Below are 11,091 nucleotides of genomic sequence, written 5' to 3' on the forward strand. Positions count from 1 at the left end.
CGAGTGTCCGAGACAAACCGGGCGATGTCTTGGAGATTCTTGCCTCGGAACCTCCGGTCAACGGCGAGAGCGAAAGCCGCGCTGATGACCTGAGACCCGCCAGCCCATCCGATCTCATCCAGTCGCTCCAGTAGGCGGTCGGCCTGGTCCCAATCGCTCTTCGCTATCGCCCGGATCAGTTCGCTGGTCTCTTTCCTTGTTTCCACGTGAACGGAACCTTTCTATGCTTCTGCGTGCCAGTCTGATTGACTTATGGACAGTGATGCCCGCGATCAACCCCAGAACGAGGAAGTTTCCTACCGCTTCCGGTACATCGATCCTCTGGATCAGCGGCGGTTGACTGGGCGGTCTCGCCGCCGTGCCTGCTGTCTGTGCGCCTGGAGGTTTGACGACATCCTTGATCACCTTGATCGTGTTCTGTGCTACCTCCGTGGCAGTCTTGCCGGTGTCCTGAATGTTCTCGATATTGCGGCTCGTCCTGCTCAGGAACGCGCCGATGCCGGAGGCGCTGTCTCCACGGCGCTCGGCTTCACCCAGCAACTGCTCGCCCGATGGCATCTCGGCATCAGAGACGTCCGACTCGGATGCGGATCCGGGGGCGATCCTGTTCAGGTAGGTGGTGAAGCGGGCGCGTGCCTCGGTCAGCAGGCGGGCTGTCTTGGCCGCCTTCTCGCTGGCCGTCCGCATGTTGGTGAGGGCTTCTCTTATCTGTGGATGCTCGGTGCCCTGAGCCGCCTCGGCGTACCGCTGGTGGGCGTGGTCGGCATCAGCCTTGGCTCTCATCGAGGTGACCGTTGCGGCGGCGAGCCGTTCACGTACGTGGAGGAGTTGAGCCACCACCTCCTGCATGGGCGCGTTCATCCGAGCGCCGCAAGGTAGGCGTTTGCGTGCTCGACGGCAGCGTCGACGCGGCGCATCGCTAAATCGACCTCACGGTCGAAGCCTTCGAGAATCTTCAGCCCAGCCTGCGCATCCTCGTCCTGGCTGTCGTGGATCGTGACGCGGGCGAGCTGCTCTGCGGCGGCTGCTTCCGTGCCGGCCTGGTGGAGGGTGTTCGCAGCCTCCTTGGCGGCTTGGTTGCCTTCGCGGATCGTGCTTTTGACCTCGTTGACGTTCACCGAGCCACCCGGGCTAACCGAGGATGCTCACGTATTCACGGGCGGCGGTGGTGCTGCCTTGGATGAGGACGCCGGCCTCGGTGAGGTGCTGCTTACCGCGCTCGGCGGCCTGCATGAGGGCCGCCTTCACTTCCTCGATGCTGGCCATGCCGTCCTCCCCGATCACCGGCCGCCGTCGGATGCGGTCCACCACAGACCGCGCCAGCCCCATGCCTTGGTGGTCATGTGGTCACCGTCTGCGAAAGAAGGATAGAGGAAGGTCGCATCCTCGATTGCCCTTCGCGGGGCATGTGATTGAGCAAAGCTACTTGGGCTCGGCTACGAAGACCCCGAGGCCCTGGGTGCTCTCGACGAGTCCTTCGGTGCGTAGGGCGTGCATCGCGTAGCGGATGACGGAGTCAGAGACGTTGTGCTCTGCCTTGAGCTGCGCAGTTGACGGCAGTTTGTCGCCGGGCTTCAGGTCTCCCGACTTGATCTGTTGGCGGATGTGGTCCGCAAGGCGCTCCCACTTCGGTGCAGGCATGTGTACTCCTCGGTCTCCACCCACCATGAGATCACGCCCCCACTTGTGACTGCAAGTAGTCGGTACCTGCAAGTTTCACTTCAGCGCTTAAGTGCTTCTTGACTTAAGCGTAGAAGTAGCCCTAGGTTGGGCAGCGCGTTGCACTCCTCGGTCTCCAACCTCGGAGCGCTCGCACCTCCCGGTCGGGGCGGTCGGCTCGTACGCGTTGGCCGTCCCGGCCCCTGGTCACGCCCTGCTGCCGTACGGCCGCTGAAGGGCTGCGGTGGTGGGGCGGGGTGGCCCTGGTTCGGAGCACGCCCCTCGGTCGGGCCGGGGCCACCCGTCCATGTCCTGCACGTTGTCGAAGGGTTGGTGAGGTTGTGCGTACTCTGCTCCGCCGGGTGTTCGGGCGGGATCGGGAGCCGTTACAGCGGCTGCTCGGGCCGGAGCCCCGGCCGACGTCGTACCGGTCGGCGGCGTACCGGCCGTTGTGGCCGTCGCAGGTGCGGACGCGCCGGTTCACCCCGGTCCGGTTCGGGCGGCGGGGAGTCGACCCGGGCGAGGTGACGGTGTTCCTCGACCAGGTGGCCGGGGACCTGGCGCGGGCGTACACCGAGGTGGCGAGCCTGCGCGAGCAGAATGCCCGGATCAAGGACGCGTTGCGCCGCTGGCAGTCGCGGCACGCGCCGAACGCCCACGAGCTGGCGGGGCGCTGATGGCCGAGCGGTACGTCGTACACGTGCCCTTCACCGCGCCGGACCTGGACGCGGCCCGGCAGCTCGGGCGGACGCTGGCCCGGACCCTCGACCGGTTGCCGCAGGTCGACGCGGCCGAGGCGACCGTCTCCGCCGAGGACGCCCAGGGCGTGCAGTCCCGGCTCTTCTGCGACCGGCTGCTCGGCGGCGGTCGGCGCTGCGTGCTCCGCGCCGAGCACGACGTGCCGTGCGCGAGCGTGGAGGTGGTCCGGTGACCGGGACGGTACCGGCCGGGCCGCACGTGGTGTTGTGCCGCTCGTGTGACGGGCTCTCCTTCACCCTGGTGCGCTGCTCCTGCACCTACGGTGGCAACCGGCTGCTGGTCAGCGCCGACGACTGGCAGCCGGGGGAGCCCTACCACGACTGTCTCGAATGTGACGGGGTCGGCACCGTCGGCCGGCCCTGTCACGACTGCGGGCAGACCGGGCGGCGTCGCGCCCAGCGTGTCCTCACCATGGTCAACATTGACACCGGGGCGGTCGCCTCGGCGAGCGTCGTACCCGGGGTGGTGCGACCGGAGCCGTGGCTCGACGACGGCGACAAAAGCTGGTGTCTGCCGCTCGCGCCGCTGCTGCACGAGCTGGCCGCCACCGTCGGCGCCGGCTCGTGGACCGACGTCCGAGAGCCCCACTCGACGGACGGGCCGCTGATCCCGCTGCCGCCCGGCTGGCGACCCGAGCACTCCGCGTCGCATCGGAAGGTGCTGGAAGCGCAGGCGATCGCGTGGCAGAGCAGCGACGCGTGGCGGCTCTATCTTGGTCGTACCGCCGTCCCGCCGCCGCCCGACCCGGCCGCCGACCTCGGCCGACGGTGCCGGCTCGCCGACCTGCTCTGCCTCGACCTGGTGGTGGAGGTCCGGCGGCAACCGTACGGCGCCGGCCTGACCTGGGCGCTCCGCTACGAGCTGCCAGGCGGGCCGGTCCCGGCCGAGCCCCGGGGTTACGCCGCCGACCTCGCCACCGCGATCACCACCACCAGCGATGCTGACGCCTGCTACGGCCTGGACGAACTCGGCCGGACCGTCGCCGCCCACCAGTTGACCCCCAGCGGACCACCGCCGGCCGAACCGCCGACCATCGACCTCGACCAGCTCGAACGGCGGATCCTCGCCGACTGCGTCGACCTCACCACCGGCGCCGAGAACCCCGGCGCCCAGGCGATCTGGCGCGACGGCGGCTGGTGGCACACCAGCCTCCGGGACGCCGGCACCCTCGAAACCCTCAGCGAGCAGTCGACCGGCCAGATCCTCAGCCGGCACACCACCCTGCTGCGGCGCGGTTGGCAGCCGCCGGCCCCGTCGTGGCTGGGCCCACCCATCGAGTACGTCGATTGCCCCGACTGCGACCCGAACAGCCGACTCCAGCACTGCGACTGTCGACTCTTCGGCGACCGCGCCGACCCCGACTGTGTCCGCTGCGCCGGCTCCGGCCGCAGCCCGTCACTGATGCGCTGCTTCACCTGCGGCGGCACCCGGCGGATCCACCGGGACGTGACGGTCACGATCACCGACCTGGCCGGCCGGGTTGTCCACCTGACCTGGTCGGCCGGCGGCCCCGGCTGGCGGACCGGCGTACGCCTCTGGCGCCTCGACAAGGCTGCCGGCCAGGCCCGGCCAGCGGGGGAGGAGCTGTGGCGCTCCGGCGAACAGGTGCCGGCGCCGCACGTGGCGACCCACCCCGGCGGCAAACCCCTGCACCAGCTCCCCGGGCAGTTCCGGCTCGGCGGCTGGGCCGACACCTTCGACATCCGCCCCGAAGACCTGGTCGAACTCGACGGCCGCGGACAGCTCGACCAGGATCTGCGGTACGGCACCGTCACCCTGCACCACCTCGGCGCCGACCCGCTCACCGAGTACGTCACGCACGCCGCCCGGAGCCGGCCCGGTGCCCGATTGTTCCTGCTGGCCCGCCGACCCGACGTACCGCCGCTGGCCGACGTTGTCCGGCTCGTCCTCGGGCTGCGGCTGGGGATCACCGTCACGGTTGTCGACCACGCGCCGAACGCCGGAGACCTCCGACTCGTCCAGGGGGAGAGCTGGGACGTCACCATCGACTGTCCCGGCCGGGAACCCGCCCCGGCCGACCCGCCGGGCCGACCCACCCCCGAGGCCGCGACCGCCTTCTGCCTCGACTACCTCGACCTCGCCATCGCCGGCAACGTCCCCGCCGACCCGGAACAGTCGATCCCGGTGCCGCAGACCCCGACCCCGATCGAGGTCGACGACCCCGTACCGTTCCTCCGCCGGCTCGCCCGCCACCACGCCGGGCAGCCCGTCGCCGTCCACTACACCGGTACGACCTGCCAGGTGTGGCTCCGCGACCGCGACTGCGTACGCCAACTCGCCACCGCACCCACCCTCCCCGCCGCCGTCGGCGCCCTCGGCCTCTGACAGTTGACTCAGCTGGGTGGGCACCCAGCCATCGCTCACCAGGCGAGTCGACCCGGCCTTACGACCTTGGGATCGATTGTGGTGGGTCAGTTGGTTTCATCAGGTCGGCTGGCATGCCGGCCAGCCACCGCAGGAGAACCGGCTCTACCAGGGCGGCGAGGCGGGCATAACCAGCCGCGAACGGATGATAGGCATCACCCGCAGCGATCTCCTGGCTCCAGACCGGGTCCGCTGAGAGCGCCGTGACATCGACGAACGGCACGCTTCGGGTGGTGCACACCTGCGCCATCGCGGCGGCGAGATCGGCAGCCCGTTTGCTTGCCTGCCGGTCCAGCACCGGCGGCGGCCCAACGACAAGCGTGTGCCACCGTGCGGCGTGGGCGTCATCGAGCATCGCGGCAAGCAGCGCGAGCGATCGGCCCGGCGGGACACGAACCTGGCCGAGCTGCATGTCCACGTCGTTGGTCCCCAACGCGAACACGACCCCGAAAGCCTGCCCGTCCTTGAGGCGGACACGGGCTTCAGGAAGCCAACGTTGGGCCACGTCCAGGGATGTGTCCCGGCGAACCCCCATGTTGTAGACGGTCAGATCATGGCCTTGCGCACGGGCGGCAGCGGCCACGTGCCCCACCCAGCCCACACCGGACGGATCGCCAACCCCCGCCGTGAACGAGTCACCGAAGAAGCACACCCGCAGGTCGCACCGCGAGCCCGTCGCGCCGGGCTCCTCCGGTGGCGGCATCATCATGCCCCGAGCATATCTATGCAGTGGGCCGCATGACAATCTGATTCCTTGGCCGCTGACCGCCCAGCCATATGGTGATCACCGTTCAACCCCCACCGCTGTTGATCCAAGGTCGCCATGCGAGTACGTCGAGGATCATCGCTCGGAACTACAGGCGGAAGTCCGCCGTACGCTCCGGCAGCTCGATGGCTCGGTCACCGCGTCTGTTGCCCTCTTGACGGGTATGACCCGTCAAGAACTCGACGAACTCGGCGGATTCGCCGAGCGGTGGTGACCGATCCTCTCCGACGGGTCACGCCCGGGACGAGCCGTCGCCCGGCGTGCCTCATAGGCCAGGGCATGGCCGCTCCACCGAAGACATAGAGGTCAGCGACCACGCCTCGCCTCTGTAGTCGATTGCCGAGCCGCCGGAAGGCTTCCTCGATCGCGGCACGGTCCAACAGCGGATCGTCAGCGCTCACGCGACGTTCAACTCCTGAGCTGCGACAAACACCCCACGTCGTCGGAACGCCGCCGGGGCGTGGACCACCGCGTCGACCCGCGCCGCACGGGTGTTGAACGGGAACCAGAACCGCCGCAGCGAGCGTGTCTCAACCCATGACGGTGCGCCACGCCCGTCCTTTGCCGCCAGGTGCTCTGTCAACGCCGCGAGGAACACATCCCAGTGTTCGTCACCGGTTGGGGCGGGCTCCTCGTCCAGCAGACCACCACGCTTCTCCGGCGGTTCCCAGCGGTACTCCTCGAGGAACTCCGCCACCAACCGCCAGCGTTGCGTCTCGTCGGCTCCGACAAACAGGGCGCCGAGCCGCGCCACCGTCAGCGGCTCGTACCTCGCACCAGGACTCGTCACGCCCCTGACGCTAGTACGCCCGGAGCGGCTTCGCGGCCAACCACACCCGCTCTGCACGCTCTGGCTTCCGGGTCTGGGCTGGTCTGTCCCGGCAAAGCCGAAACCATCGCGTTCCCGCGCCTGACGACCGGACGGACGTGGCGTGCGCTTGCTAGGCGGGCGACAGGGGTAGGTTCGTCGGCGTGGCTCTGCGTGCGATGAATGAGGCCGAGGCGCTTGAGGCCGAGGCGGAGGAATATCCAGACGAGCGTGGCGAGATCCTGCTGGAGGCGGCCAGGGCGTGGCGCGAGGCGGGTCGGCCGGATCGGGCGGACGCCGCGCTGCGGCGGCTGATCGTCGACGGTGGCGAGGACGGCTGTTACGCCCGGCTGCAGCTCGCCGAGGACCGGTTCGCCGAGGACGCTGCCGATGAGGCGTACGCCGAGCTGGACCGGCTGGCCCACGACGCCGCCCTGCACGACGGACACTGCGCCCTGGCCGCCGAGTTGCTCGCCGAGCGTGAGGATCTCGAAGGAGCACTACGGTGGTACGACCGCACGGTCGCCCGGCTGTCCGCCGATGAGCTGGCGAAGCTGGGGGGACCGGACGGCTGGCTGTGGCCGTCGCTGATCACGCTCCGTGGGCGCATGCAGGTCCGGCAACAGCTGGGACTGCCACCGGACGCGACGGACGAAATCGTTGTCGGTGCCAACCGGCAAAGAGACCGTACCCTGGGCCCGCCCGACCCACGGGACAACGTCTTCGACGTAGCCGACGTGAGCGACGCGGTGGCGTCCGGCCGGGTGCCGCGCCAGGTCCGGATGTTGGTCTTCCAGCGCGCGGAGCGGGCCGAGGCATGCCGGCGGTGGCCGGACGCCTACGACGCAACCGACGAGGAGTACTACACGGCGACCGAGCGCCGCTGGCGAGGGCTGGCCGCCCAGGGCGTGCCGTCGATCCGGGTGGTTCCCGCTACCGTGGCGGGGCTCTGCGAGTTCGCGGAGCGGCTCGGAGAGTCACCGCTCGACTCGGCGGTGAAGAGCCGGTACAGCAAAACGATCACCGGGCAGGACGTGATCGCCTGGCCGCCGCCGCGCAACGCCTCCTGCTGGTGCGGATCAGGGACGAAGTACAAGAAGTGTTGCGGCCGGGCATCCTGACCGCCCAAGGAAGCTTGCGCCGAGCGACTCGGCTATGACCTGCGGCGGCGTGCCGCGACCACCGTCACCACGAGCGCCACGGCGATCGTGAGCCCGACCGCGATCGCCAGCGCCCACCACTGCCGCCACCACTCACCACCGCCGATCGGATCCGCGTCAGACAGCCCCGGAAGATCCAGCCGGTACACCTTGTTCAGCCGAGGATCTGTCAGGTAGCCGGTTTTGTCGTCCAGCATGGTCAGGGGACCGACGAACGGCGGATTGGCGATCAGGGTCTCCACGCCGCCGTCCGGATACAGCCGGTACAGCCCGTCGTCGGCCGACAGGTAGACCGCGTTCTTGGTGGCGGCCACGTAGAGGTTGCCCAGCCAGGCGCCGGTAGGGATCGAGGCGCTCTGCGACTCGGAGTAGGACCAGCGGCCGTCACCGTCCCGGACCACCGCGCGCATCCGCGAGCCGGACAGGGCATACAGCAGGGTGCTCGCCACCCACCGGTCCCCGGCAGGGCCGGCCGCCGTGGAGATCGGTGCGTAGGGGAAGGTGAACGCCCCGGCCTCACCCCCCGCCACCAGTCCGACGTCACCACTGCCGATGACGGTGTTGATGAGGCCGTTGGCGTCGACGCGTCGAATCCGGTAGTTCCGCAGGTCGCCGAAGACCAGGGCGCCGTCGCTTTCGACGTCGATGCCGGCGACGTCCCGAAGCCGCGCCTCGACCGCCGGCCCACCGTCGCCGGAGAACCCGGCGCCGTTACCTCCCGCCACCAGGGTGACATCGCCACCCTGCGACAGCGAGAGGATGCGAGCGTTCCCGTTGTCTCCGATATAGACGGTGCCGGCCGCGTCGACATCCACACTGAGCGGGTAGCGCAGGGTGACCCCGGATCCGGGGACGGCAGCGTTCGCCCGCACCGGTGTTTCCGGTGTGTTCGCTTCTGACCGTCCCCGGCCCGCGACCGTACGGATCACGCCGTCCGTGGATATCGCCCTGACGACCCAGTTCTCCGTGTCAGCCACATAAACGACTCCGTCCGGCCCGACCGTAATCCCGCCCGGCCTGTTCAGCGCTGCGGCAACGGCGGGGCCGCCATCACCGGAGTAGCCCGGCTCGCCGGTGCCGGCGTACACCGTCGCCGTGGCGCTGTCAGCCATAGCCGGCTGAGGCGCGCTGACCATTGCCATCGCGACGAGTACCACGGCGAGTCGGTATGCAGTCCGGTTCACGGAACAGTCCTAACACGGACCCGCACGTGGCGTTGCCCCGCGCCTGACGCCTTGTGATCGGGCCGATCGGCGACGGGTCAGCGCTGTCGGGGATGCGCGGCGAAGAACTGCCAGATCAGCTCGGTGGCCATGATCCCGGCGTCGGGCGCCGCGATGCTGCCACTGCGGGCGCCGGGCCAGGCATGCCCCATCTCCGCCACCTCGTAGACCTCGACGTCGCTGCCATCGCCACACCGTGCCCGGCTGAGTGAGATCGACGCGCTGGGCGCGGCCGGCGCCGGCTGCACCGGGCGGCACTTGAGCCGCTTCTGCCAGGCCTGGATTCCGTCCTTGAAATCGTCGGCGTACCCGTCCCGGCCGCCGATGAACGTGATCACCGAGACCGGACTCTTGGGCGCGTAGTCGGCCGCGGCCGCGCGCTCGCCGATGAAGCCGCCGCTGGCCACCCCGATCGCGGCGAACCGTCCGGTGGCCTCCACCGCCGCCCGGAAGCTCAGGTCGCCGCCGTTGGAGATGCCGGTCAGAAAGACCCGGTCCGGGTCGACCCGCCAGGTCGTGACCATGTGCTCGGTCAGCGCCGACAGGAAGCCGACGTCGTCGGCCGTGCCGCAGCAGACCAGTGCGTTGAAGCCGCGGTTGACGCCGTCCGGGTAGGCGACCAGGAAATTCTCCCGGGCGGCCACCTCGTCCAGGCCGATCGCCTGGCTCAGGCCCTGGCCGCTGCCGGGGTACTGGTGCAGGGCTATCACCAGCGGCGTCGGCTGGTCCGCCCGGTAACTCGGCGGTGCGTGTACCCGGTATCTGCGGGTAACGCCGCCATGGTCCAACGTCAACTCGTGCTGCCCCGGCCCCGGGACCGCCGCCGCGGACGGGCTGGCGGACGAGCCGGAGGTTTCCGGCTCACCGCCCCCGCACGCAACGGCTCCCGAAAGCAGAGCCATCGACACGAACCACATTGCCACCCGTCGCATTTCAGCGCCTCTCTGTGGTCGGGCACCCATCGTCGGGTTCGATCTTCAACGGGTCAACCCCTTGCGCGTACGGCACATGCCGCCTGCCTGGCTGCCAACGGCCACTCCCGGATCGCGGCAGGCCCGGCCTGCAGCGGCCCTGCCCGCGGCGACGATCTTTCCGACCAGCCAAGGGTTGAGGCGTGAGACAGGCTGAGAATCGGGAGCCCAGATGATCTATAAATTGACTACTATCGTCGGGTGTGGGATAGCGGGGGAGGGGCCCGAGACGGCGAAGCCAGAGGCATTTGTCACTGATACGGACGTCCTGCGGAAGTATGCGGTCCACCTGGATCAGGTCGCAGAGGAACTCAAGCCGCTACAGGAGCGGTTTTCCATCGGAGGGCCGGCGACGATCCCGATCGACGCATTCAGCAGTCGTACCGGCTGGCTTCACTTGATGGCCGAGGAACTTCGAGCCTTCAGAGATGCCTATGGGGATGCGCAGTCTGGGACGGAGTGGCGACTGCGCCGCATCCGGGACGCGATCAGGGAAGCCGGTCGCCTGCTCGGTGAGGCGGCTGACGAGTACGACAGCAGTGACCGGGGCGCTGCCGGCCGGACCGGGGCGGTCGGCCGATGACTCTCGCAATCCCGGAGGCGGCCTACGTCCTCAGCGGAGTCGCCCGACTGGTCGGCGTCGACGATCCGATCAAGATGCTCAAGGACTTTCAGCAGTTTGTCGACACGGACGAATTCCGGCGTGCCGCAACCGAGGTGTGGGGCACGAGTCCTACCTCCTCGCCAACCTCACCGGCGTGAACGTCCATGCCGAGCAGTTGGTGGACGAGTTTCTCCGTACGGTTGAAAACCGTTGGCAGGGCAGCGCGAGCGAGGCGTACGAACGCTACCTCGGCGAGGTCAGAGCGGCGCTGCACCAGGAGGCCGACAGCCTCCCGATCGTCGGTGCCGCTCTCGTGATGGTGGCGGACGGTATCGAACTCACCTGGCTGGAGATGGTGGGTGCGGTGCTGACCGCCGTCGGCCTGATTCTGAGCGTGGTGAGCCTGGTCGGAGCCGGCAACATCATCGTGTCGTTGCTCGGGTTGATCGGCGGACTCGCCTCCGGAGTCATCACCTACCTGTCGATGGCGAGACCCCGTGTCGCGCTGCTCGCCAAGCATGAGAGCTCGCTCGACGGTGTCGGCCGCAACTCCAACTCACCAGTCGACGCACTGCCCAGCATTGACGGTCGTGCGTGGGGCTGGACCCCGAAGACCGCGGATCCCTACAGCTAGTGTTCTGTCTCAGTTTTGAGTAGTCGCTTGTTGGAGGGCTACTCGTCCACGTCGGACCTTGGCCAGGATCGATTCGGCGGTGGCGGTCCACACGAACGGCTTCGGGTCGTCGTTGTGCACGC

15 protein-coding genes are annotated in these 11,091 nt (G+C 69.0%); 7 read left to right on the forward strand and 8 right to left on the reverse strand.

Annotated features, from left to right (window positions below):
• Positions 1-114 precede the first annotated feature (114 nt).
• From ABGB05_RS35225 to ABGB05_RS35240, 4 genes are all read right to left on the reverse strand, one after another.
• Complete coding sequence (locus ABGB05_RS35225) at positions 115-849, reverse strand: hypothetical protein (RefSeq protein ID WP_347658325.1); 735 nt, start codon at positions 847-849, stop codon at positions 115-117.
• An 8-nt stretch (positions 850-857) separates the two neighbouring features.
• On the reverse strand, positions 858-1,118 hold the full coding sequence (locus ABGB05_RS35230; protein ID WP_347658326.1) for a hypothetical protein: 261 nt from the start codon (positions 1,116-1,118) through the stop codon (positions 858-860).
• Positions 1,119-1,131: 13 nt separating this feature from the next.
• On the reverse strand, positions 1,132-1,266 hold the full coding sequence (locus ABGB05_RS35235; protein ID WP_347658327.1) for a hypothetical protein: 135 nt from the start codon (positions 1,264-1,266) through the stop codon (positions 1,132-1,134).
• A 156-nt stretch (positions 1,267-1,422) separates the two neighbouring features.
• The gene (locus tag ABGB05_RS35240) at positions 1,423-1,641 is read right to left on the reverse strand and encodes a winged helix-turn-helix domain-containing protein (RefSeq protein ID WP_331215938.1); all 219 of its coding nucleotides are present in this window, start codon (positions 1,639-1,641) and stop codon (positions 1,423-1,425) included.
• A gap of 413 nt (positions 1,642-2,054) precedes the next feature.
• Between ABGB05_RS35240 and ABGB05_RS35245 the strand changes: the two genes are divergently transcribed.
• From ABGB05_RS35245 to ABGB05_RS35255, 3 genes are read left to right on the forward strand one after another with little or no spacing between them, the layout of a single operon-like run.
• The gene (locus tag ABGB05_RS35245; RefSeq protein WP_347658338.1) at positions 2,055-2,336 is read left to right on the forward strand and encodes a DivIVA domain-containing protein; all 282 of its coding nucleotides are present in this window, start codon (positions 2,055-2,057) and stop codon (positions 2,334-2,336) included.
• Entirely contained in the window at positions 2,336-2,590 is a 255-nt protein-coding gene (locus ABGB05_RS35250; protein WP_347658328.1) for a hypothetical protein, read from the forward strand. Before ABGB05_RS35245 ends, ABGB05_RS35250 begins: the two co-directional genes overlap by 1 nt.
• Positions 2,587-4,764, forward strand: a complete 2,178-nt coding sequence (locus ABGB05_RS35255) for a hypothetical protein (RefSeq protein ID WP_347658329.1) — start codon at positions 2,587-2,589, stop codon at positions 4,762-4,764. The genes ABGB05_RS35250 and ABGB05_RS35255 overlap by 4 nt, the downstream gene beginning before the upstream one ends.
• 58 nt (positions 4,765-4,822) lie before the next feature.
• Here the strand turns inward: ABGB05_RS35255 and ABGB05_RS35260 are convergent, their stop codons facing one another.
• Both ABGB05_RS35260 and ABGB05_RS35265 read right to left on the reverse strand, forming a co-directional pair.
• Positions 4,823-5,512 carry a GDSL-type esterase/lipase family protein gene (locus tag ABGB05_RS35260; protein WP_347658330.1) on the reverse strand — a complete coding sequence of 230 codons (690 nt, stop codon included), beginning with the start codon at positions 5,510-5,512 and terminating at the stop codon, positions 4,823-4,825.
• A 454-nt stretch (positions 5,513-5,966) separates the two neighbouring features.
• A complete protein-coding gene (locus tag ABGB05_RS35265) occupies positions 5,967-6,359 on the reverse strand; it encodes a hypothetical protein (RefSeq protein WP_347658331.1) in 393 nt (130 codons plus the stop codon).
• Positions 6,360-6,541: 182 nt separating this feature from the next.
• On the opposite strand from ABGB05_RS35265, the gene ABGB05_RS35270 reads away from it, so the two are divergent.
• On the forward strand, positions 6,542-7,498 hold the full coding sequence (locus ABGB05_RS35270) for an SEC-C domain-containing protein (protein WP_347658332.1): 957 nt from the start codon (positions 6,542-6,544) through the stop codon (positions 7,496-7,498).
• A 32-nt stretch (positions 7,499-7,530) separates the two neighbouring features.
• On the opposite strand, the gene ABGB05_RS35275 is transcribed toward ABGB05_RS35270, so the two are convergent.
• Together ABGB05_RS35275 and ABGB05_RS35280 are read right to left on the reverse strand one after the other, a co-directional pair.
• A complete protein-coding gene (locus ABGB05_RS35275; RefSeq protein ID WP_347658333.1) occupies positions 7,531-8,409 on the reverse strand; it encodes a hypothetical protein in 879 nt (292 codons plus the stop codon).
• 389 nt (positions 8,410-8,798) lie between these two features.
• The gene (locus ABGB05_RS35280) at positions 8,799-9,554 is read right to left on the reverse strand and encodes a PHB depolymerase family esterase (RefSeq protein ID WP_347658334.1); all 756 of its coding nucleotides are present in this window, start codon (positions 9,552-9,554) and stop codon (positions 8,799-8,801) included.
• Positions 9,555-9,903: 349 nt separating this feature from the next.
• On the opposite strand from ABGB05_RS35280, the gene ABGB05_RS35285 reads away from it, so the two are divergent.
• From ABGB05_RS35285 to ABGB05_RS35295, 3 genes are read left to right on the forward strand one after another with little or no spacing between them, the layout of a single operon-like run.
• Positions 9,904-10,314 (forward strand): hypothetical protein, encoded by a 411-nt coding sequence (locus ABGB05_RS35285; RefSeq protein WP_347658335.1) that lies wholly within the window; start codon positions 9,904-9,906, stop codon positions 10,312-10,314.
• Positions 10,311-10,493, forward strand: coding sequence for a hypothetical protein (locus ABGB05_RS35290; RefSeq protein ID WP_347658336.1), 183 nt, complete (start codon positions 10,311-10,313; stop codon positions 10,491-10,493). The genes ABGB05_RS35285 and ABGB05_RS35290 overlap by 4 nt, the downstream gene beginning before the upstream one ends.
• Positions 10,490-10,969, forward strand: a complete 480-nt coding sequence (locus ABGB05_RS35295) for a hypothetical protein (protein ID WP_347658337.1) — start codon at positions 10,490-10,492, stop codon at positions 10,967-10,969. Before ABGB05_RS35290 ends, ABGB05_RS35295 begins: the two co-directional genes overlap by 4 nt.
• Positions 10,970-11,091 lie beyond the last annotated feature (122 nt).

It is taken from the genome of Plantactinospora sp. B5E13, assembly GCF_039871775.1.
GTDB lineage: Bacteria > Actinomycetota > Actinomycetes > Mycobacteriales > Micromonosporaceae > Plantactinospora.